Origin of the sequence: Neobacillus sp. PS3-34 (assembly GCF_030915465.1) — a bacterium.
Lineage (GTDB): Bacteria > Bacillota > Bacilli > Bacillales > Cytobacillaceae > Neobacillus_A.
Genome location: NZ_CP133267.1, coordinates 4028907 through 4052995 on the forward strand (window position 1 = coordinate 4028907; position 24089 = coordinate 4052995).

Sequence of the window (24089 nt, forward strand, 5' to 3'; positions counted from 1 at the left end):
GTCAGTACAATGGATCGTGGTGGAGCAGAAACATTGATAATGAATATTTATCGGAATTTGGATAGAAAGGAAATTCAATTTGATTTTATATCCCATTCAGAAAAAGAAGATGATTATGAGGAGGAAATCATATTTCTAGGAGGTAAAATATATAAAGTTCCCAGTCTTGGAATGGTAGGACCATTTAAATACCTAAGCGAGTTAATAAAGATTATGTCTTCAAAAAATTATGTAGCAATTCATTCACATACAGATTATCAAAGCGGTTTTCCTGCCATGGCTGCAATGTTATGTGGGATTAAAAAGAGAATATGCCATTCACATAGTAATAATTGGCCAAAAATAAGGATTACAAAGGCAGAATTATTTTAAAGATAATGCAAACGATAATAAAACTCTCTGCTACTAATTTTTGCAGCTGCAGTATCGAAGCAGCTGAATTTCTGTTTGGGAAAAAGATGGTTGAACATCAAAAAGTAGAAATATTAAATAATGGTATAGACATGAAACCGTTTCTTAGTATGAAAAAAGATAGCAGAAACAGTGTTATAAAAGAACTTAAATTGCCTAATGAAGTTAAAATTATAGGTCATGTTGGAAAATTTTCTGATTCAAAGAATCATAAGTTCATCTTACATGTGTTAAAGAGACTAATAAATCAAGATAAATCCTATGTAGCTCTTTTAGTCGGTGATGGCCCTTTAAAAGAAAAAATCCAAAAAAAAGCAGAGACTCTTGGTATTTTAAACAATATAAGGTTTTTAGGAGTACGTACAGATATTCCAAGATTAATGAAAGCATTCGATGTATTTTTATTTCCTTCATTATTCGAAGGGTTCGGAATTGTAACCCTAGAAGCTCAATGTGCAGCAACACCCTGTATAGTATCAGATTTAGTACCAAAAACAACGGATATGGGCTTGGGTTTATTATCATTTTTAAGTCTCGAACAGGAAATTGATAAATGGATAATTCAAATTAATCAAGCTATATTAAGGAAAAGCCTGAAAACAATGAAATTTATAAACACTTTATAAACAGTGGGTTCAGTATTCAGGAAAATGTTCCAAAATGGTTAGCTTTATATGGGGTGGATAAAGAACAAAAGAGTATGCGAAGTGTCAGCTGAAAACAAATTAGGAGTTAATTGTCGTGAAAAAACAATTGTTATTCGTAACACAATACCTTCATACAGGAGGTATAGAGAAAAGCTTACTAACTCTTCTTTCTGATATAAATTATGATGAATACGATGTTGATCTGCTTTTATTTGATCATAGCGGGGTTCTTTTTAAATTTATCCCCCCTCAAGTTAATATTCAGCCTCCTTTATTTGAAACATTTTCAACCTCTTTGTTATATGCAGCCCCAGAACTTATAAGAAAGGGAAAGTTTCGATTATTGACTGTGAAAATCTTAGCCGCCAGTTTATCAAAGTTTTCTAAAGGGATTGGTACCGGAATTAGATGGAAGGTTTATAGACATATACTCAAAAGTCCCAAAAAACATTACGATGTTGCCATTAGTTATATTGATTTCTTTTGTAATTATTATGTTACAGAATTGGTTAGTGCAAATAAAAAAATTGTTTATAACCATATGGATTATGCATACAGTCAAGGCAAAGGGTGCGCTTGCCCTAAACTTGAGAGAAAAAGCTTTTCTAAATGTAATTATATTGTAACTGTAGCTGAGTCATCTAAAAAATCTTTAGAATCTCACTTCCCGGAATTTTCAAAAAAAATACATGTTATTCACAATAGGATTTCGCCAACTACCGTTCATTCTTTATCAAATGATCAAGAAGTGATAAAAGATATTCAACACATTAAAAATTTTAAAATAGTAACTGTCGCCAGACTCGTGGAGGAAAAGGGTGTATTTCTTGCCTTAAAGGCATGTCAAATGCTCATTTATCGGGGGTATGAAATAAGTTGGATATTTATAGGGAATGGACCTTTAATGGAAGAGCTGAGAATTAAATCAAAAGATATGGGAATTGAAAAAAACTTCATTCTTCTAGGAGAAAAGGAAAATCCATATCCATATATGCAAATATGTGATATATATGTCCAACCTTCAAAAACTGAAGCCCATTGCGTTGCAGTAGAAGAAGCGATTGCTCTCGCATGTCCCATTATTGTCACAGATATTCCTGCATTTAACGATCAAATTCAACATGAAGATACGGGATTTATTGTTAAGGCAAATGTAGAAGGAATAGTAGAAGGAATATGCAAATTAATTAATTCAAAACAGCTTCGTGAAAAATTATCAACTAATTTAATGAATCTAAGTGGAAGAAATCATGAAGAGTTAGAAAAATTCAATCGACTAATTTCCTCTTAAATCTGTTATTGTTTTAACTTCAAATAACTTAATGTTCAAAAAATTCTTTAATTGTAAAAAAGAAAACAATGCCAGAGGAGAAAAATGATGAAAATGTTAACGATTCAGCAGCCTGAAATCGTAAAAACTAAGAGTGGGGTTAGAATGCAGGCCGTATTTAGCCTTGATGGAAATGATGAAATTTTGTGGTATGAAGTAGACGAAAAGTACCAAAATTACCTAGCGGTTGAAAGAGCAGATTCGTTTTTAGTAGGATTGTTTTTACTTGCTCTAAAAAAAGGTTGTGATATAAATGTTTTAGCACCCGTTTCAGAGAGATTATTCTATACTTTGAAAACATACCTTTTACCATTATTAATTGATATTGGTGGATATAAGCCTATTAAAATATCGTGTGACAATATTACTACTGAATCACTGCCTAATACTGGTGCCGTAGGTACGGGTCTTTCTTGTGGAATTGATTCGTTTAGTACAATTTTTAATCACATAGGTGATGATTGTCCTGAAGACTATAGGATCACCCATTTTACATTTTTTAATGTTGGATCAAATGGGTCTTTGGGTGGTGAAAAAGCAAGGAACCTCTTTAAAAAAAGAGTGGAATTAGTGAAGCCTTGTGCAAGTGAACTTGGGAAAGAATTAATAACAATAGACAGCAATATTAGTGAAATTCTTGAACTTGGTTTTTATGAAACACATACGTATAGAAATATATCAGCCTGTTTAGTTCTTCAAAAGTTATTTAAAGTGTATTACTATTCTTCATCCTATTCATTAAAGTATTTTGAGCTAAAACCGGATAGTTGCGGTCACTTTGATATTTTTAATATGAGTATGTTATCAACCGAGAATATTAGCTTTTTTTCTACTTGTCCTTACCTAACCAGGGTAGAAAAAACCCGAATAGTTTCAGAATTTAAAACAGCATATAAATTTTTAAATGTATGTTTAAGAGACGGGGAGAATTGCGGTGAGTGTGAGAAGTGTGTAAGAACACTATTTACACTTGAGCTATTTGGTAAACTCAAAGAATTTTCCTCAGTTTTTAATCTAAATAACTATTACAGAAAAAAATTAAATTACATAGCTAAAGTTATAGCCTACCAAAATAAAAATGAGTATATGAAGGAAATATATGACGAAATTGTAGATAGAAATTTTAAAATACCTGTTTATTCAAAAGTAGCAGCAAATTATTTAAGGCTGAGGAGAATTATTTAGACTGTTTCAAAATGACTAAGATAATTATGAAAAAATATTGATTGTAGTATTTGGGGCTTGAGTGTTGGTTGTATAGCTGACGCTTTTTTATTCATGCTTATTATCTTTTGAATATGAATGAGGAGGGTGAAAATTGTCGGTTTTAGTAACAGGCGGTGCAGGTTATATTGGCAGCCATACGGTAGTAGAGCTATTAAATACAGGTAATGATGTAATTGTTGTAGATAATTTCTCCAATAGTAATCCAGAATCATTATTTAGAATAAGTGAAATTACTGGAAAAGATTTCAAGGTTTATAATCTGAGTATTCTTGATAGAGAAGGGCTTGAAAAAATATTTCTCGATAACAATATTCAGGCTGTTATTCACTTTGCAGGTTTAAAAGCAGTGGGTGAATCTGTGGAACAACCTCTGAAATATTACATCAATAATATTTCAGGTACCCTTATACTCTGCGAAGTCATGCAAAAATACGAGGTTAAAAAACTGGTATTTAGTTCCTCAGCCACTGTTTATGGATTGCCTAAAGCACTGCCAATTTCAGAAGATTTTCCACTCAATGCTACAAATCCATACGGGCGTTCAAAACTTATCGTTGAGGAAATTCTTGAAGACCTTTTTAATTCAGATAAAGAATGGAGCATTTCTATATTGCGGTATTTTAATCCAATTGGAGCTCATGAAAGCGGCAAAATTGGTGAAGATCCTATAGGGGTACCCAACAATTTGCTCCCATTTATAACTAAAGTAGCTGCAGGAGAATTAAAAGAATTAAAGGTCTTTGGAGGAGACTATCCAACAAAAGACGGTACAGGAGTTAGAGACTATATCCATGTTGTGGATTTAGCTATGGGGCATATAAAGGCGCTTGAAAAAATTTTATTTACTAAAGGAGTCCATATATACAATTTAGGAACCGGTAGTGGATACAGTGTTTTACAAATAATTGCATCCTTTGAAAAAACTTGTGGCAAAACTATTCCCTATACAATTGGCGAACGAAGACCCGGAGATGTTTCAGCTTGTTATGCAAATCCGCTAAAGGCCAAATCTGAACTTAATTGGTCCACAATGAGAGGAATTGAAGAAATGTGCGCTGATTCATGGCGATGGCAACTCAATAGCAAAAAAGATTATAAGAAAATAAAAACTATATTTGCAGAAATGGAAAATCCCTATTTACTGAAAAGTAAGAGGGATTTTTTGTTGTAGAAAAAATGATGTATCAATCATGCAGAGGAAGAAATATGAATATTTCTGAAAGACTTACTCAAGAAAAATTATTGGAAATTTTAACGATTTTCTATAAAAAGGGCAATCAAAAAGAAAGCACATTAGATGATTTATTAGAAGAAATAAAGCAAAAAGTATTATTGGTAATAAATACAGATAAATAACAGAACTAACTCCACAGGGAATGAAGGATGGAAATGTATATGAAGAGGATTTTTGACTTGTTTATTTCCATTACATTATTAATGGGTTTATTTCCCATTATTATTGTTGTCGCAATTTTAGTAAGAGTCAAATTAGGCGCTCCAATTATTTTTAAGCAATTACGGCCGGGTTTACATGAAAAACCTTTTTACATTTATAAATTTCGAACAATGACTGATGAACGTGACAGCAACGGGAAACTTTTGCCTGATCATATGAGATTAAAGTCCTTTGGCAGATGGCTAAGAAAATTTAGTATCGATGAATTAATGCAATTGGTGAATGTTGTAAAAGGAGATTTAAGCTTTGTTGGACCAAGACCGCTTTTAATGGATTATCTTCCTCTATATTCCGTTGAACAATCGCAGCGTCATAATGTTAGGCCAGGAATTACTGGGTGGGCACAAGTGAATGGAAGAAACTCGATTTCATGGGAAGAAAAATTTAATTTAGATATTTGGTATGTTAACAATCAAAGTTTTTTTCTTGATGTGAAGATTTTATTTCTTACTTGCACAAAAGTTATTAAATCAGAAGGAATACAACATGGAGACCAAATTACTATGCCGCTTTTCACAGGAACTACTAAAAGAACAAAGGATTTATGAAGCTATTACTATTTTTATAACGTTATGAGGTATGCCAAATGGAAAGGTTTCTAATAGTCGAAGAACCGGACACTTGGAATTCCATTTTAAAAGACTTTAAAAATATAGATTGTTACTACTCTTTTGAATATGGAAGTCTTTTTGCAGAAAATGAGAATGGCAAGTTATTTGCAGCCTACTTTGAGGATAGTGAAACAAAAATATTTTACCCTTTTATAAGAAGAGAAATCCCCCATGTAAATGATACGATTTTTGATATTGTAACTCCTTACGGGTATGGAGGCCCTATAATTTATGGAAAAAGCCAGGTGATAATCAAATTTTATGAGGTATTCAGCAAATACTGTAAACTGAATAAAATCATTACAGAAACAATCAGATTACACCCGTTATATGAAAATTATCTTTTGTGTAAAAATATTATGGACTTGGAATATATCAGGCAGACAACAGCTGTAGATTTAACTCCATCATTAGACCAAATAAGAATGAATTACACATCTGTGAATAAAAGGAATATTAAAAAGGCAAGAAAACATAATCTTACGTGTGTTATTGCAGAAAAAACAAATGAAAATATTCAAACCTTTATTGATCTTTATAAAGAAACTATGGATAGGAACAAAGCCTCAAGTTATTACTATTTTAATAATAGTTATTTTTTTGAACAAGTAAATGATACTGATATATGTAGGACTTTCTTGCTTTTTGCAAAAATGAATAATGAAATTATAGCCGGTGTGTTAGTTTTTGTTGGTCAGGAATACTCTCACTACCACCTTGGTGCTTCTAAAACGAAGTTTTTGGAACTGCGCCCTAATAATATCTTATTTGATTTTATGATTGAGTTTTGTAGATCGAAGGGTTCAAAGATACTTCACTTAGGCGGGGGTTACAAGGAAAACGATGGGCTTTTTAAATTCAAAACCTCTTTTACGAATAATAATAATTACAAATATTTTATTGGGAAGAAAGTTCATGACACACATCAATACCAACAAATAATTGAAAAATTAAGTGAGGAATATCTAATGAACGAAAATTTTTTCCCTATGTACCGCGGAAAATTGCGAAATAAACTAATCCTTACATAAGATATCGGGGGTGGTGTGATTTGGAGAATAAAAGGATATTTTTATCCCCGCCACATTTAAGCGGGAATGAACAAAAATATATTGATGAAGCTTTTGAAACTAACTGGGTTGCACCTTTACGCCAATGTTGATGCATTTGAAAAAGAAATAGCTTTTTATGTAGGTGCCAATGAAGCTGTAGCGGTCAGTTCAGGAACTGCTGCGATTCATCTGGCTCTTTCTTTATTAAATGTATGCAAAGGAGATACAGTTTTTTGTTCAAGTCTTACATTTATAGCAAGTGCCAATCCGATAATTTATCAGGGTGCGCACCCAGTGTTTATAGATTCCGAACCAGATACATGGAATGTTTCACCTATCGCTTTGGAAAGAGCTTTAAAGGACGCCTTTATTAATGGAAAACTGCCGAAGGCAGTAATTGTCGTGAATCTATATGGCCAGCCTGCAAAAATGGATGAAATTTTATTGCTTTGCAACAAATATAATGTACCATTAATTGAAGATGCCGCAGAATCACTTGGCTCAATGTATAAGGGGAGAGCTAGTGGGACATTTGGAAAGTTTGGGATTTTTTCATTTAATGGTAATAAAATAATTACTACTTCAGGCGGTGGAATGTTAATTTCGAATGACATTGAATCGTTAAGTAAAGCCCGCTTCCTGGCCACTCAAGCACGTGATCCGGCTCCCCACTATCAACATAGCAAAATAGGCTTTAATTATCGAATGAGCAATATATTGGCGGGGATTGGCAGAGCACAGCTAGAAGTATTAGAGGCAAGAGTAGAAGCACGAAGAAGATTATTTGAAAGATACTTCAAAGAATTAGCACATTTGCCGGGAATTTGTTTTATGCCAGAATTGGAGAATACCTTTTCCAATAGATGGCTTACTGCTTTAACGATCAATGAAACAGAAGCTGGTGTTTCTGTAGGTAAAATATTAAATTCCTTAACTAATGAAAATATTGAAGGCCGTCATGTTTGGAAACCGCTTCATTTACAGCCTATCTTCAAAGACTGTAAATATTACCCACATAATGAAAACGAAAGTATCTCAGAACAAATATTTCAAACAGGGCTTTGTTTGCCATCAGGATCCAATATGAAAGAAGAAGACCAGATGCGTGTGATTAATTGTATTAAAGATACTATTTATTTAAGGCCAAAGGAAAGAGAAGTGTTTGATATAAAAAAATATTAGGATAAATGAGGATGTTGTAAATGATAGGTAATAATATTTATGAAATTCGGAAGAAAAGGGGATACACTTTATCCCAACTAGCCGATCGGGCAAATGTTTCGAAGTCATATTTAAGTAACATTGAGCGAAATATCAATCAAAACCCATCCATTCAGATTATTGAAAAGTTAGCGGATGTTTTAGGAGTAGAGTTAATAACTTTGTTGAAAACAGAGAAAAGTTCTACCTTCGACCAATTACCTAAGAGTGATTGGCTTGAGTTTATTGATGATTTAAAGCATTCTGGTATTGAAAAAGAACAAATACTCGAATATAAAACCTTAATTGAGTTTATTAAATGGAAAAATAATAATACAGGAGTAAAGAAATAATATGGGACAAAAGGTTAGTGTTATTGTTCCAATTTATAAAGTTGAAAAATATTTAAGCAGATGTGTTGATACGATCAGAAATCAAACTCACCGTAACTTGGAGATAATATTAGTTAACGATGGATCCCCTGATAACTGTGGAACGATTGCAGATGAATTTGCTAATCACGATGAACGTATTAAAGTGGTGCATAAAGAAAATGGCGGATTATCCGATGCAAGGAATTTGGGTATGCAGAAAGCTACGGGTGAATTTATAGTCTTTGTTGATAGTGACGATTGGTTGGAATCCACTATGATAGAAAAAATGATTGAAGCAAGTGTAAAGTTCAAAGCAGATATTGTTCAATCTGCTTTTTATTATGCATATGATGAATATTTACTATTTGATAAAAGGTTCTCTGACAAAGAAAGTTCACCACTTATTCTTGATAATAAAAAAATAATGTCAGAGTTAGTAATAAATGAAAAAGTTAAGAATTTCGCATGGGGAAAGCTTTATAAAGCTGAGATGGTTAAAGATATTCCATTTCAAAAGGGCGTTTTGTTTGAAGATGTTTTTTGGGCACATAAAGTTATGCACCGTGTAAATACGTATGTAATACTGAATCATCCTTTGTATTTCTATTATCAGAGGAACGACAGTATTGTTTCTACATACTCCATTAAAAATCTGGATATAATAAAAGGTTTAAAGGAACGACAGTTGTTTATCGAGGAATATTATGAAGAACTATCACATGAATCGTATAAGGTTTTGTTAAAAAACATGCTTATTCATTATAACTTGCTTTTAATAAATAGAAACAAGGATAAAGGTGGATTATATAAGAAAGATTTAAAGATATATGTTAAGAATAATTACCAGAAATTTAAAAATTCTGTAAAAAACGACAATACGTTAAAAAGGCAGCTATTCTGGTTTTCAATTCATCCGTATTTAAATGTACTGTACCTTGTCTTCATTAAAGTGTTACGAGATTTAAAGATAGGACCGAAATCCATTGGCTTGGAGAAAATCATACTGCAAAGCAATAGGGGATAAACTAAATGGGACGAATAATGATAAAGGGAAAGGCTTCTCCAGCGCATAAGGAGAAGTTTTTTTTATGGATTAATGCGGTAATCAAAGCAATAAAAAAACATATTTCTTTAATTTTTATTTTTTCCTTTAATTGTCTGCCATTAAAAAACAATAAAATATTCATGTTTAGTTACTATGGAAGTCAATACGGCTGTAATCCTAAATATATAACAGAGCATTTACTTATGAATTGTCCAAAAAATAAATATGATATCGTTTGGGCATTCAATGACCCAGATTCTAAAAACGAGAGAACAAACATTAGAAAAGTAAAAACGATGTCACTTAGATATTTTTATGAGCTCTGTACCTCAAAGGTCATCATTACAAATTTTAGAACGACTGAACTATTTAAAAAAAGAAAAGATCAATTTTATATCCAAACGTGGCATAGCTCATTAAGGTTAAAACAAATTGAAAAAGATGCTGAAAAGGCTTTGCCAAAGGATTACTTGAAGATGGCCAGGGAAGATTCAAAAAAAATTGATCTCATAATTTCTGGCTGCAAATATAGTACCCGTATTTTCAAAAAATCATTTTGGTATAATGGTGAAATTTTAAAAAAGGGAACCCCAAGAAATGATTTCTTATTCGAACAAAATGAAAAAGTGAGAAAAAAAATATGTAATAGATTGAGCATTCCTAATGGCTGTAAGGTTGTTCTATATGCTCCTACATTTAGAAATGAAGGCAATTTGGATGTATATAAATTAGATTACTCTCAAATTCTTGAAAAATTAAAAAGGAAGTTTGGAGGTGAATGGCTCTGTCTGGTTAAATTGCATCCACATTTGATTTCTAAGTCGATCGGGTTACAAGAAAACCACCAAATTAAAGATGTAACAAAATACGATGATATTCAGGAATTATTAAGCATTACAGATGTATTAATTTCAGATTATTCATCTCTCATATTTGATTTTTCAATCACTAAACGCCCATGTTTTCTTTATGTTCCAGATTATCTTGATTATATAAAGATAGATAGACAATTATACTTTGATTTAACTGAACTTCCATTTATAAGTGCAACAAGTAACCTTCATTTATTAGAGAAATTAGACCATTTTGATTCCCAGAAGTACACAAAAAATCTGTTGGAATTTTTAAAAAAGGTAGGATCATACGAAAACGGAGAGGCATGCAAATATTTAATTAAGCGAATTGATGAAGTTTGTTTTAGTAAATAAGGGAGGTTCGCAAATGAAACGATTTAAGATAGGATATACAACTGGAGTGTTTGATTTATTTCATGTTGGTCATCTTAATATTTTAAGAAGAGCAAAGGAACAATGTGAATTTCTAATTGTTGGTGTCAGTACAGATGAATTGGTAATGAAATATAAAAATAAGCTGCCAGTGATTGGTCACAGTGACAGAATGACTATACTTGAGGGAATCAAATATGTGGATAAAGTGGTTCCACAAATAAATAGAGATAAATTTGCTGCCTGGAATTATTTGAATTTTGACGTTATGTTTGTTGGTGACGACTGGAAAGGAAGCCCAATGTTTACTGAAGTAGAAAAGAAGTTCTTTGAGGTGGGCGTTGAATTAGTTTTCCTACCTTACACCAAAGGAGTTTCATCAACGGTTCTTAGAGACAATGTCATGATTAATTAGGGAAATCCAAAAGGAAAGTGAATCAAATGAAACCAATAATAAGTATTATTGTACCTGTCTATAATGTTGAGCAATTTATAGAGGAATGTATTGATAGTATTCTTGAACAAAATTTTCCTAACTTTGAAGTTCTTCTAGTTAATGATGGATCAACAGATAAAAGTGGAGAAATATGTGAACAATATGCCCTCGTGGATACCAGAGTAAAAGTAATACACAAAGATTATGAGGGAGTTAGTTCCGCCAGGAATACTGGAATTATAATGGCACAGGGGGATTATATAGGTTTTGTAGATGGTGATGACCGTATTGAAAAAAACATGTATGAAGAATTATATAAGCTATGTATAGAAAGTAGAAGTGATATTTCTATTTGTAAATTAGGAAGGGAAATTAACGGCGTCTTGATAAATAACACAAAAGAAGAATTAATCTTAGAAATGAATAATCTTGAAGCAATGAGTCAGCTTTTTAAGGGAGAATTATTCCGGTTTTCCTTATGCAATAAACTTTTTAAAAGGACCTGCTTTGAGAATGTAGTTTTTCCTGTCGGTCGTATACATGAAGATTTGTCCACCACCTACAAACTTTTTGCTAATTCAACAAAGACTATTTTTAAAAACTTCATTGGATATATCTATGTAAAGCGGGAAAACAGCATTTTAACAGCTGCTTTCAATGAAAAAAGATTGGATGCCTTTACAGGCTGGAATGAGATATTACTTTTTATGAATAAAAAATATCTTCAGCTTTATAATGAAATATTAGCTTGTTTTGTTTTTTGGTGTGTCGATAATATTTTTTATATATTGCATCAAGTGAACAGCAAGACAGATAGAAATATTTACTTGGAAAAAATAAGGAAAATGGTGAGGCGGAATTATAAAGATATTATTAAAAATGGAGAATTATCATTAAATTATAAGTATATTATCACTCTATTTTATTTTAATTTCAGATTGTTAATTGTTTCTAATAATATAAAGAATTTTATTGGAAATAAAAAATAAAATTTATTTATGAAAAGGAAAGAGTAAGATGAATCCCAGAATAAGTATAATTGTACCTGTCTATAATGTTGAGCCATATTTGCATAAATGTGTTAATTCAATCTTATCTCAAACATTTTCTGATTTTGAATTAATACTCATTGATGATGGCTCTCCAGATAAATGTTTGGCAATCTGTGATGAATATGCCAAACAAGATAGCAGAGTAAGAGTGGTGCATAAAGAAAATGGTGGGTTATCTTCTGCAAGAAATGCAGGCATTGAAATAGCTAAAGGGAGCTATATAGGTTTTGTGGATAGTGATGACTATATTCATGAGAGAATGTATGAACTATTATATGAAAAAGCCATTTTGTATTCTTCAGATATAGTTGTCTGTGATTATTTAAAAGTAAATGAAAATGAAATATTTGACACTAAAAATATAACAAAAGAACCAATATTGAGTCACTTCACCAATATTGAAACCTTACAATATTTTTATTCTAATAATGGTGGTAAACATACTGCCAATGAGAAAAGCGCAAAGTGGATAGTAGTTTGGAACAAGTTATATAAACGTGAACTTTTTGAAAAGTATAAGTTCACTGAGGGAAGAATTTATGAAGATGAATTTATTGCTCATAAAATTATTTATAATTGTACAAAAATAACCTTTGTTTCAATAAATTTATATTTTTATCTTCAGAGACAAAATAGCATAGTCGGATCTCCGTTTAATGTGAAAAAATTTGATAGAGTCTACGCTTTAAAAGATAGAATGGAATTTTTCAGGGAAATAAATAAAAAGGATTTACTTGATAAGGCATCAAGACATTTTATAGATGTGTTTTTTTGGTATTATTATTTGGGTAAATCCAATTTACCCCATATCAATAATGATTTAAGATTGCTAAAAAAAACATTGCATAAGAACTTATTTTTATTAATTAGAAATCCATTGATTAGCCGGAAACAAAAGCTTGCAATAACAGCGTTCGTTATAAACCCGTTTATTTATGAGTTATTTTTTAGAGGAAAAAAGGTAATTGAAAAATATTTAAGAAATTAATAACATTTACTTTAATTAATTTCTGGCATTAGTAAGTGAATTAACTGGTAAGAGGTGATAATAAACGTGAAAAAAAAAATTCTCGTCTGGGCGTATTTTACGAAAAACGCAGGGGATGATTTATTTTTAAAAATATTGTTTGATAGATATCCGAATGTGGAATGGGATTTATTGACAGCTAATAGAAATTATAAAAATGTTTTCCGGGATTATAAAAATGTGAACATTCTCTATACATATCGAGATATTAATTTTGGGAAACGAAAGTTAAATCTTTTCTTTAAAATAAATGATTTTTTTAATTTTAAAAATTATGATGCATTAGTAAATATAGGTGGATCCATATTCAAACAAAATAAAGCCTGGAAAATAAGATTAAATGAGAGGGAATACTTATTAAAGACATTCAAGAAATTCAATAAAAAAGTATTCGTTATAGGTGCAAATTTCGGTCCATTTGAAGATGGGATATTTATGGAGAAATACCAAGAAATATTTCCAGATTATGACGATATTTGCTTTAGAGATACCTTTTCATATAATATTTTTAAGCATCTTGATAACATAAGGGTAGCACCTGATGTCGTATTTACATTGGATATAAAGCAACCTGCTATAAAAGAAAAGAGTGTAGGTTTATCTCTTATAGATATTGAAAATAGAGATGGATTGAAGGAATACTATCATGATTACAATCAGAAAATGATTGAGTTAATAGAATTATATTCAAAACTAAAATATAAAATTAAATTATTTTCATTTTGCGAATATGAAGGAGATCTAAAAATCTGCCAGAAAATAGCGAATACCGAAAGCTTTAAAAAGTTAGATATTGAAGTTATTAGTTACTGTGGGAATTTAGATTTATTTCTGGAAAAATTTAAATCCTGTGAAATAATCATAGGAACAAGGTTTCATTCCATTATATTAGCATTAAGCTTTAAACAAAGTGTGTTTCCTATCGTATATAGCGATAAAACATTTAATGTCCTCAAGGATTTGAAATTAGATAATTACTTCAGTTTTATTTGTGATATTGAAAAGCTGGATTTACAATCTGTTATTAAAAACATAAAACATAACTGCATAAAAAATAAGGAAGTCTTTTTACAAGCTGAAATGCAGTTTGAGAAACTGGATTTGTTTATAGGGGAATTTAATCATAATGATAAATCTTTAGGAAAATATGAAACTAAAGTGATGTGACTCTTTTTAATGAAAAAAACTATTTTATTTGTTATAGACTCATTGGACTGTGCAGGGGCAGAAAAAAGTTTAATATCATTACTTTATTTATTGGATTATTCTGAATATTCAGTTGACTTAATGCTCTTCGCACATGGAAAGATGCTAGAAAACCTGGTTCCAAAAGAAGTTAATGTATTAAAACCTTTAAAGTATACAAATTTCGCAAGAATGGACTTAAAGAAAGCTTTCATTTCCTCTTTTATAAAAAATGACTATAAAATGCTAAAGGCTAGAATTAAATATTCGATTAGCATACGCAAAAATAATTTTAACAATGCGCAAAAGGCAAGGATTTTTTGGGAAAGTATATCAAATGTAATTGAAAAAAATCCGAAACTCTATGATATTGCAATTAGTTATGCACAAGGAGTTCCTACCTTTTATGTTTCAGAAAAAATAAATGCAAAAAAAAAATTTGCTTGGGTTAATACTAGTTATAAATTAGATGAAAATGAAAAAAATTTTCAAAAGAGTTTTTATGACAGGTTTAATAATATAGTTGCTGTATCAAAAACTGCAGAAAAAATTTTATTAGAAACTTTCCCATATTACTATAGTAAAACAAAAGTAATATACGATATTAATAATCCCAACTTAATATTTAAACTAGCCAAAATCGGAAAATCCTATAATGATGATTATCAAGGAATAAGAATACTGACTATTGGCAGGCTCTCTCCTGGAAAAGGTTATGATCTTGCACTTAAAGCGTGTAAAATGCTTAAAGAAAAAGGGGTGATATTTAAATGGTATGTGTTAGGAAAAGGGCCATTACAAAAAGAAATTGAAAGAAGTGTTAAGGAAAATGAATTAATTGATAACTTTGTTTTGTTAGGAGTAGAAGCAAATCCGTACACTTTCATACAGAATGCCGATATATATGTTCAGACATCAAGGTTTGAAGGTTATGGACTTGCGATTGCAGAGGCACGTATGCTCAATGTTCCAGTTGTTACTACAAGGTTTGATTCTGTTTTTAATCAAATGATTAATGAAAAAAATGGTCTCGTTGTAGATATGTCTGCTGAAGCAGTTTATGAAGGAGTATTAAAATTAATTGAAAATTTGACATTGCGGGACGAGATTATTAAATATCTAATGGCAGAAAAAAAGGTAATGTGGAGGAGTTAGAAAAATTTTATCAACTGATTGGTTAATGCCAAATATGAAAGTGAGTAAAGGTATGAAGAAAAAACTATTATTCATGTTGGTAAATATGAATGTGGGTGGCACAGAGAAAGCACTTCTTAATATGATTTCAAACATTCCAGAAGAAAAATATGATGTTACAATTTTAATGTTAGAAAAATATGGTGAGTTTCTGAGTTGTATTCCTTCTTGGGTTAACGTTGAATATATTCAGGAATATGAAAATTTAAAAGGGCTATTGAACGAGGCTCCTCAAATTACTTTATTCAAACTACTAAAAGAAAGAAAAATAGTAAAAGCAATAGAAATAATGTTCTTTTTACTTATTTCGAAGATTATGCAGGAAAGGAGCTACCTTTTTAATTATGTACTCCGAAACTACCAAATTGAAAATAAGGTATACGATATTGCTGTAGCTTATGCAGGTCCAATGGATTTCATAAGCTTTTTTGTTGCAACGAAAATTAAAGCGAAAAAGAGAATACAATGGATTCACTTTGATGTTACTAAAATAGGATTCAATAAGAAATTCGCTTCTAAAATATATAAAAATTTCGATAAAATATTTGTTGTTTCAAGGGAAGGAAGAAGTAAATTAACTTCTATTTTACCTAATTTGAAAAATAAAACAGAAAATTTCTCTAATATTCTTTCCTCTAGTTTGGTAAATGAAATGGCAGAAGAAGGTGATGGCTTTCAGGATAATTTTACCGGTATAAGGATATTAACTGTTGGAAGATTAAGCAAAGAAAAAGGCCAGGATCTTTCAATTCCTGTTTTGGAAAGGCTTAAGAAAGATGGCTTTAATGTTAAGTGGTATTGCATAGGTGAAGGAAATGCACGTAAGGTATATGAAAATATTATAAAAGAATTTGCCCTCGAAAATGATTTTATTTTACTTGGTTCAAAACCTAATCCATACCCTTTTATTAAACAATGTGATATTTATGTTCAAAATTCCCGCCATGAAGGTTATTGTATAACACTGTCAGAAGCAAAATGTTTACACAAACCAATTATTACCACTAATTTTGCTGAGGCCAAGGAACAAATATCCCACCGTAAGACTGGTCTAATTATTAATAAAGAAGAAGAACTTTATTATGCTATTAAACTGCTATTGAATAATATGAATTTAAGACAAAAACTTTCGGAAAATCTAAAAGAAGAAAATGTGGATACTACAAAGGAAATTGTAAAATTTTTGGAATTAGTGGAGGAAAATAGCTAATACCTCAAGAAGTCAATATGGCACTTGGGGTTTTTTTATTATAAAAGTTCTTGATTATTGGGCGTAATTAAAAAATAAGAGGTGGGTTAAAGAGATGAAAAAAATAATGTTTATGCTAAGCAGCATGAATATAGGAGGGGTAGAAAAATCACTCATCTCTCTGTTATCTGTTATACCAAAAGAGAAATATGATGTTACCATTTTATTGTTAGAAAAAAAGGGGGCGTTTCTAGAGTTTTTACCCAGCTGGGTGAAAGTAAAGGAAGCAACTTGGTACCCAAAAATAAAGCCAGCTATTATGCAGCCACCTAAACAAACAGTAAGAGATTATTTTAAAAAGAATCAATATTTAAAAATGGCTTCATTCATTTTTTATTATGTCTTAGCTAAACTGTTAAATGACAGGAATACATTCTATAAGAATATTTTTAAATCTATTCCTAACGATTTTAGCACATATGATATTGCAATATCTTACCAGGCACCAACAGACATTATAGATTTTTATATAGCAAATAAAGTCAGAGCATCAAAGAAAATAGCTTGGGTGCATTTTGATGTTACCAACCATTTAATTAATGAAAAATTTTACAATAAGCTTTACAAAAAACTTAATAAGATATTTGTAGTTTCAAAGGAAGCAAAAAAACAACTCATTGAAAAAGTGCCAATTACAAGAAATAAATCAGATGTATTTTTAAACATAGTTTCACCTTTGTTAATTACCGAACTCTCGAAAAAACAAGTGAATTTTGATGATGGGTTTAAAGGAATAAGAATTGTTACAGTCGGTAGGCTTTCGATTGAAAAAGGTCAAGACATTGCTATTAAAGCACTCTCTAAATTAATTCGGGATGGTTATTCTGTTAGATGGTATTGTGTTGGAGAAGGTAGTGAACGAAAAGAATACGAAAATTTAATTGAGCAATATCAACTAAATAATGATTTTAAACTATTAGGTGCCACAACTAATCCTTATCCATATATAGCCAGATCGGATATTTATGTACAGCCCTCTCGTCATGAGGGTTTTTGCTTAACCTTAGCAGAAGCTAAATGCCTACATAAGCCCATAGTGACTACTAATTTTGTTGGTGCCTATGAGCAATTAACTAATGAACATAATGGATTAATAGTTGGATGTAATGAAGGAGAATTATATAAAAAAATAAAAGAATTAATCGACAACCCAGATAAGCGTAATAAACTTGCAAAAAATTTATTAAATACAAATGTTGATACCACTAAAGAGGTAACGAAGTTATTAAGTTATATATAAATAGAAAGGGAATAATTATGAATCCAAAAATAAGTATTATTGTTCCTGTTTATAAAGTTGAACCGTATTTACATAATTGTGTGGATTCGATTTTCGCCAAACCTTTACAGATATTGAAATTATTCTGGTAGATGATGGATCTCCTGATAATTGCGGGAAGATATGTGATGAGTATGCCAAAAAGGATAGTCGAGTAAAAGTGATACACAAAGAAAATGGTGGTCAAGCATCTGCAAGAAATGCGGGGTTAGATATTGCAAAAGGAGATTATATTGGTTTTGTTGATAGTGATGACTGGATTGAATCTGATATGTATGAATTACTATACGATATTTGCATGAAAAATAATTGTGATATGGCAAACTGTACTAGTGCAATCTACTTTAAGAATAGAAAAGTAATTAATGGTACCCATCCATTAATAATACACAATAGAAATCAAGCAATGAAGGCAGTCCTTGAGGGTAAACTATATGATGAAGTGGTATGGACCAAGTTGTTTAAGAGGAGTTTATTAAAAGACATTAGATTTAACATTGGGATAGTTTATGAAGATACGGCATTCACATATAAAGTTATTCACAGATGTGAAAAAGTCTGCTGCATTGGTGCACCAAAATACAATTACGTAAAACGTGATGATAGCACTATGGATAGAGCTATTAAAAATATAAGAATTGATGGTGTTCTGATATACCACGAAATGAATAAATTTATAATTAAATATTATCCAGAGTTAGAAGAATTGGTGGTATTAAAGTTAGCAAATACTGCTATGGTCGTATTAAATTCAATTTCATATTCTCGTGATTTTCTAAACTTTAAAAAAGATTATTATAAAGTAGCAAAACTATTAAATTTCTATTTTCTAAAGACAATAAATCTTAAAGACTATCCCAGGAATGTAAAGCTGCTGCTGATAGCTGTTAAAATCCATCCGATACTATATAAGCTATTAATTACAACTGCTATAAGGGGGAAATAATATATGAAAAACCTAGCATTAAAAGTTTATTATAAACTTATGAATGTAAAAGACAGTTTCACAGTTCTAAATAATAAACTAGTTAAATTTATTATTAAACCTCCTTTAGTAAGGAAAACAGATGAAACATTAGATAAAATTATTAATGATAAATGCTCCGTCAGTAGGTATGGTGATGCAGATTTTGGAATTATGTGTAAGAGGTCATTAATATATCAAACTTTTGATAATAATCTAAGATTACGACTAAAAGAAATAATAAAATCGGATAATGAAAATCATATAGTATGCATACCTGATGTTTTTGGAAATTTGGGCAGATTCACAGATAATTCTAGATTGTATTGGATAAATTACCTAAGTTTGAATAGACATAAAATCTATCGAATGCTTGATATGAAAAAACAGTATTATGATGCGATGGTAACCAGACTTTATATTGACTACAAGGATAAGAGTAATGCGGGAGAAAGATTTTTACTATTTAAAAAATTATGGACTAACAGAGATATTGTAATAGTAGAAGGGGAACAAAGTAGATTAGGTATAGGCAATAATTTATTTGATACAGCTAGGTCAATAAGAAGAATATTATGCCCATCAACCAATGCATTTGCAAAATATAATGAAATATTAGCTGAAGTAAAAAAATATGATAAATCAAGTTTAATTTTGATTGCACTTGGACCAACCGCTACTGTATTAGCTTTTGACTTATCCAATATCGGGTATCAAGCTATTGATATAGGAAATATTGACATTGAATATGAATGGTTTTTGCAAAAGGCAGTAGAAAAGTTACCTATTAAAAATAAATATATAGGGGAAATCCCTAACGGTACTGAAGTCGAGGGAATTGTGGATATGAGGTACGATAACGAAATTATTGGAAGGATTGTATAACGGTAATATCTTAACTGGTTAAAAAATAAATACGAGGGAGATTAATGATGAGAACAAATCACTCAATTAAGAATATATATATGAGCATCTTCTCCCAGGTTGTAATTATTTTATTAGGCTTTATTGCAAGGAAAATATTTTTAGATAATCTTGGAGCTGCTTATTTAGGCATCAATGGCTTACTAACCAATGTCTTATCTACATTAGTATTAGTTGAAGGTGGCATAGCAATAAGTATTGTATACAATTTATATAAGCCATTAGCTGAAAAAAATGAAGAAAAGATCATTGCATTAGTTCAATTATACAAAAAAGCATATTTTGTTTTGGCCATAATTACTCTCATAATTAGTTTAGGGATTTATCCTTTTCTCGGCAGGTTGATGAAAGAAGGGGGTAACATTCCATACCTATCAATAATTTACTTTATTTTTGTAGGAAAAAGTATGATTTCTTATTTAAATGCTCATAAATGGTCATTAATTAATGCAGACCAAAGAGGTTATATATTAACTAAAGTGAATCTTGTATTTCAGGTAGCTATTATGATAACTAGAATCATAATTCTCGTTTACACAAAAAGTTATGTTTTTTATATGGCAATTGAGCTAATTTTGTTTATTATACAAAATATAATTAATGGAAAAATCGTTAATAAAAGATATGCGTACATTAAAACAAAGAAGAGATACTACATAGATCAAAGTACAAGAAATAACATTGTAACAAATGTAAAAGCTATGTTTCTTCATAATATAGGTGGATACTTAGTCTATGGAACCGATAATCTTCTTATTTCCTCCTTGATTAGTGTATCAACAGTAGGCCTTTACTCTAACTATACGATGATTACTGGACAACTTACAGGATTATTAAATCCAATTCTTAGTGGTATTGGTTCAAGTGTAGGGAATTTGATGGCGACTGAAAGCAGTAATAAAATTTATTCAATTTTTAAGGTATCCTATCTATTAAATTTTTGGATATATTCTTTATGTGTCATATTTTTATTCAATATTTTAGAACCTTTTATTAGTTGGTGGCTTGGCAAGCAATACCTTCTTGACAATTTAACATTTATTTTTATTTTAATAAATTTATATCTGGATGGATCGAGAACTTCAATAGGAACATTTAAAAATAAAGCAGGGCTTTTTGTGCAAGATAAGTATATGCCTTTGCTTGAAGGATTTATAAACTTAATTTCTTCATTAGTTTTGGTAAAGCAATTTGGTTTAGCTGGAATCTTTATCGGAACAACCATCAGTACGATTGCAACAGTTTTTTGGACTCAACCATGCATAGTATATAAGAATGTTTTCAAAATTCCTGTTTCAAAATACTTCTCAACATATTGCTTTTACTCAATTCTAACATTATTGTCTTGCTATATTTCAGCTGAAATTTGTAATATTTTTGTACCTGGGAATAGTTTGATCTCCTTAATAGAAAAGGGAATTATCTGTTTGTTTGTTCCTAATATTATTTATGTAGGAGTTTTTTATAAAACAGAAGAATTTAAATATATAAAGAATATTCTAGGTAGTATTATTTCAAGGTTAAAAATAAGGAAAGTAGTGCAACAAAATGCAAAAGGTTGAAATATAAACCCAATCTAAAGGATTGATTATTAAATTTATTTTTATCTTAAGGATGGCATGTAGGAAGCTTGATAGTACTACTGCTATTAATTCTTTTAGGATATAAAGATAATTATTTAGTTATAAGGATATTAGGGGATGATAAAAAGTGTTATCAGAAAAATTAAAGACATTTAAAAAGGAATATTATCAATGGAGATATTGGAACAACATTATTAATACTATGCAGAAACACAAAAGGAAAATATTAAATAACTCAAGTAAACTACAACCATACATAAATAAGCCGGGAATAGCCTTTTCATTTGATGACAGTTTTAGAGTAGACCATTGGTATAAATATGGAAAAGAGTTATTTGGATATTATGAAGTTAAAGTAACATTTAATATAAATGCATTTCATTTCTTTGAAGGACAAAGAGAGCATACACAGAATGAAATAGATATGCTTATTGATTTACAATCTAACGGTCATGAAATAGCACATCATGGTTTTAAACATAAAAATGCAGCTAACTATTCCACTGAATTTGGATTAAAGAAATGGGTTGAAGATGAAGTCGTATCACTTATAAATTGGGCAAAGAGTCAATCGCATTCTTTGACGAAAGAAAGGTTAAAACAACCAGTTTCTTTTGCACTTCCATTTTCTGAATTGAAGGAAGAAAATGTAAATGAAGTTTTTCCGAAATATTACAAAGTAATTAGAGGCGGGCTGAATAAAGATAATTTAACTCCATTCAATCATAGTGGGTTTGCTCCCTCTATCTGTATAGACAGTGTCTATTTATCAAATGCAAAATATATTAACAAAATAATGGATATGGCAAAAAAAATGGGTTGCAATTTGATCTTTATGTGCCACTCTATTCTTCCTGAAGATGTTGCCTGGAAAGACTTCGGGTGGGAGCAGGATACGAATGGTGCGGGGTGGTGGAGAATTACACCAAATATGATTAAAGCATTAATAGAAGAGGCAAAAAAAAAAATATGGAATTTTATACTACTGCTGAAATATCAGGAGTTGCCACTTTTATAGATCGAAATTTCGAAAGATGTGTTCGGGATAAACTTTCGAAACCTTCGTCTCAATGGATATCCATAGAGGAATTATGTTCTATTAAAGAATTAGATTTAAGTAATAAAAACATTTCAAGTTTAGATGGATTACAATATTTCTTGAATCTTGAAAAGCTAAATTTGAGCAACAATAATATTACAGATCTTAGATTAATAGATAAACTTCAAAATATTAAAGAAATAAATGTGACTAATAATCCCATTTGTATAAAGAGCTATAAAGAATTTATAAGTTAAAAAACAAAAAAGTAATAAACGCCATTATCGTTGGAGGAATATGGGTTGTGAAAAAAAAACTTGCTAGAACTCTAAAATCCTTTAAAACATCATATTATCAATGGAGATATTGGAATTCGATTTATAGATATATGGTCAAAAACATTAGAAAACAGGGCTTAACTAAAGACAAAAATTTGATACCCTACATTAATAAGCCAGGTATTGTCCTCTCATTTGATGATAGTTACAGAGTCAATGACTGGGTTAAATACGGAAAAGATTTATTTGGTTATTACGATGTGAAAGTAACTTTTAATATAAATGCGATTCATCCATTCGATAGAAACCGAGAACACACACAAAAGGAAATAGATATGCTTCTAGAATTGCAAGCGAATGGACATGAAATAGCCCATCATGGTTTCAACCATAGAAAGGCATCTGAATATTCAAATGCGAACGGTATAAACAAATGGGTTAGTGATGAGATTGAGTCTTTATTAAACTGGATGGTAGACAAATCCCACTCTAAAACAAAGGAAAGGTTTAAAAGACCTGTTTCTTTTGCTTTTCCTAATTTTTCATACATTGATGAAAATATTTTGGCTTTAATACCAAAGTTTTTTAAAATTGTTAGAGGGCATTTGATTAAGAATAATTTGGCATCATTTAATAATACCGGAATTGTTCCATCTATTTGTATAGATGGTTTTTATTCATGTAATTTTTACTATATTAAAAAAATTATGAAATTAACTAAAAAAACAAATATGAATTTAATTTTAACTTGTCATTCTATTTTACCAGAAAATGCAGATTGGAATGAATATGGTTGGGGGGAGGAGTCGGTAAAATCAGGAAATTGGAGAACCTCTCCTGAGACGCTTAAAACTATTATAGATGAGGCAAGGAAAAATGAGTTTGAGTTCTATACCACTGCTGAAATCGCTGGCGTAGCTACTTTTATAGACCCAAACTTTGAAAAAACAGTTAGGGAGATAATTTCTAACCCAACTGAAAAGTGGGTTTCAATATCAAATTTAATTCCAATTAAAGAATTAGATTTAAGTAATAAAAGCATTAGAAATTTAGATGGGATACAGTACTTCATAAATTTAGAAAAACTCAATTTAAGTAATAATGAAATAACCGACTTCAGACTGCTTCAAAAATTGCCAAAGTTAAAGAAAATAAATGTAGAAAATAATCCTCTTAAGAATAATCAGAGTGAAAATGTAAACTCTTTATTGCATATCTTATTAATAATAGGAATAAATGCAATAAAATTTACAGAGCTATCCTATTATTTGGGAGTATTATAACGGGTATTATGATTTTA

General features: G+C 30.4%; 22 protein-coding genes and 2 pseudogenes. All 24 read left to right on the top strand.

What is annotated here, in order from left to right; all coding sequences use genetic code 11:
• Positions 1 to 9: 9 nt before the first annotated feature.
• The 24 genes and pseudogenes from RCG23_RS21095 (at position 10) to RCG23_RS21210 (ending at position 24072) form a co-directional block, all read left to right on the top strand.
• A pseudogene (locus RCG23_RS21095) lies at positions 10 to 1129 on the top strand (glycosyltransferase).
• A 23-nt stretch (positions 1130 to 1152) separates the two neighbouring features.
• Positions 1153 to 2349 carry a glycosyltransferase gene (locus tag RCG23_RS21100; RefSeq protein ID WP_308177244.1) on the top strand — a complete coding sequence of 399 codons (1197 nt, stop codon included), beginning with the start codon at positions 1153 to 1155 and terminating at the stop codon, positions 2347 to 2349.
• Between the two features lie 93 nt (positions 2350 to 2442).
• Positions 2443 to 3573, top strand: a complete 1131-nt coding sequence (locus RCG23_RS21105) for a hypothetical protein (protein WP_308177245.1) — start codon at positions 2443 to 2445, stop codon at positions 3571 to 3573.
• Positions 3574 to 3706: 133 nt separating this feature from the next.
• The gene (gene galE / locus RCG23_RS21110) at positions 3707 to 4786 is read left to right on the top strand and encodes a UDP-glucose 4-epimerase GalE (protein ID WP_308177246.1); all 1080 of its coding nucleotides are present in this window, start codon (positions 3707 to 3709) and stop codon (positions 4784 to 4786) included.
• Between the two features lie 35 nt (positions 4787 to 4821).
• Positions 4822 to 4971 (top strand): hypothetical protein, encoded by a 150-nt coding sequence (locus tag RCG23_RS21115; RefSeq protein WP_308177247.1) that lies wholly within the window; start codon positions 4822 to 4824, stop codon positions 4969 to 4971.
• A gap of 39 nt (positions 4972 to 5010) precedes the next feature.
• A complete protein-coding gene (locus RCG23_RS21120; RefSeq protein ID WP_308177248.1) occupies positions 5011 to 5619 on the top strand; it encodes a sugar transferase in 609 nt (202 codons plus the stop codon).
• A 38-nt stretch (positions 5620 to 5657) separates the two neighbouring features.
• Positions 5658 to 6713, top strand: a complete 1056-nt coding sequence (locus RCG23_RS21125; RefSeq protein WP_308177249.1) for a lipid II:glycine glycyltransferase FemX — start codon at positions 5658 to 5660, stop codon at positions 6711 to 6713.
• Positions 6714 to 6733: 20 nt separating this feature from the next.
• Positions 6734 to 7916: pseudogene (locus RCG23_RS21130) on the top strand (aminotransferase class I/II-fold pyridoxal phosphate-dependent enzyme).
• 20 nt (positions 7917 to 7936) lie between these two features.
• Positions 7937 to 8287, top strand: coding sequence for a helix-turn-helix domain-containing protein (locus tag RCG23_RS21135; RefSeq protein ID WP_308177250.1), 351 nt, complete (start codon positions 7937 to 7939; stop codon positions 8285 to 8287).
• 1 nt (position 8288) lies between these two features.
• Positions 8289 to 9332 (top strand): glycosyltransferase family 2 protein, encoded by a 1044-nt coding sequence (locus tag RCG23_RS21140; RefSeq protein WP_308177251.1) that lies wholly within the window; start codon positions 8289 to 8291, stop codon positions 9330 to 9332.
• Positions 9333 to 9337: 5 nt separating this feature from the next.
• Positions 9338 to 10561: a CDP-glycerol glycerophosphotransferase family protein gene (locus tag RCG23_RS21145; RefSeq protein ID WP_308177252.1), complete on the top strand. Its 1224-nt coding sequence runs from the start codon at positions 9338 to 9340 to the stop codon at positions 10559 to 10561.
• Between the two features lie 13 nt (positions 10562 to 10574).
• Positions 10575 to 10994, top strand: coding sequence for an FAD synthase family protein (locus tag RCG23_RS21150; RefSeq protein WP_308177253.1), 420 nt, complete (start codon positions 10575 to 10577; stop codon positions 10992 to 10994).
• 26 nt (positions 10995 to 11020) lie between these two features.
• Entirely contained in the window at positions 11021 to 12004 is a 984-nt protein-coding gene (locus RCG23_RS21155) for a glycosyltransferase family 2 protein (protein WP_308177254.1), read from the top strand.
• Positions 12005 to 12032: 28 nt separating this feature from the next.
• Positions 12033 to 13055 carry a glycosyltransferase family 2 protein gene (locus tag RCG23_RS21160; protein ID WP_308177255.1) on the top strand — a complete coding sequence of 341 codons (1023 nt, stop codon included), beginning with the start codon at positions 12033 to 12035 and terminating at the stop codon, positions 13053 to 13055.
• 66 nt (positions 13056 to 13121) lie between these two features.
• Complete coding sequence (locus RCG23_RS21165) at positions 13122 to 14261, top strand: polysaccharide pyruvyl transferase family protein (RefSeq protein WP_308177256.1); 1140 nt, start codon at positions 13122 to 13124, stop codon at positions 14259 to 14261.
• A gap of 9 nt (positions 14262 to 14270) precedes the next feature.
• Positions 14271 to 15434: a glycosyltransferase gene (locus RCG23_RS21170; RefSeq protein WP_308177257.1), complete on the top strand. Its 1164-nt coding sequence runs from the start codon at positions 14271 to 14273 to the stop codon at positions 15432 to 15434.
• Positions 15435 to 15486: 52 nt separating this feature from the next.
• On the top strand, positions 15487 to 16683 hold the full coding sequence (locus RCG23_RS21175) for a glycosyltransferase (protein ID WP_308177258.1): 1197 nt from the start codon (positions 15487 to 15489) through the stop codon (positions 16681 to 16683).
• A gap of 94 nt (positions 16684 to 16777) precedes the next feature.
• Positions 16778 to 17962: a glycosyltransferase gene (locus RCG23_RS21180; RefSeq protein WP_308177259.1), complete on the top strand. Its 1185-nt coding sequence runs from the start codon at positions 16778 to 16780 to the stop codon at positions 17960 to 17962.
• Between the two features lie 76 nt (positions 17963 to 18038).
• Positions 18039 to 18947, top strand: coding sequence for a glycosyltransferase (locus RCG23_RS21185; RefSeq protein ID WP_308177260.1), 909 nt, complete (start codon positions 18039 to 18041; stop codon positions 18945 to 18947).
• Positions 18948 to 18950: 3 nt separating this feature from the next.
• Positions 18951 to 19850, top strand: coding sequence for an SP_1767 family glycosyltransferase (locus tag RCG23_RS21190; protein ID WP_308177261.1), 900 nt, complete (start codon positions 18951 to 18953; stop codon positions 19848 to 19850).
• A gap of 47 nt (positions 19851 to 19897) precedes the next feature.
• Positions 19898 to 21451 (top strand): lipopolysaccharide biosynthesis protein, encoded by a 1554-nt coding sequence (locus tag RCG23_RS21195; protein WP_308180130.1) that lies wholly within the window; start codon positions 19898 to 19900, stop codon positions 21449 to 21451.
• A 148-nt stretch (positions 21452 to 21599) separates the two neighbouring features.
• Entirely contained in the window at positions 21600 to 22490 is an 891-nt protein-coding gene (locus tag RCG23_RS21200; protein ID WP_308177262.1) for a polysaccharide deacetylase family protein, read from the top strand.
• A complete protein-coding gene (locus RCG23_RS21205) occupies positions 22442 to 22768 on the top strand; it encodes a leucine-rich repeat domain-containing protein (protein ID WP_308177263.1) in 327 nt (108 codons plus the stop codon). Before RCG23_RS21200 ends, RCG23_RS21205 begins: the two co-directional genes overlap by 49 nt.
• Before the next feature lie 47 nt (positions 22769 to 22815).
• Positions 22816 to 24072, top strand: a complete 1257-nt coding sequence (locus RCG23_RS21210; RefSeq protein WP_308177264.1) for a polysaccharide deacetylase family protein — start codon at positions 22816 to 22818, stop codon at positions 24070 to 24072.
• Positions 24073 to 24089: the final 17 nt, after the last annotated feature.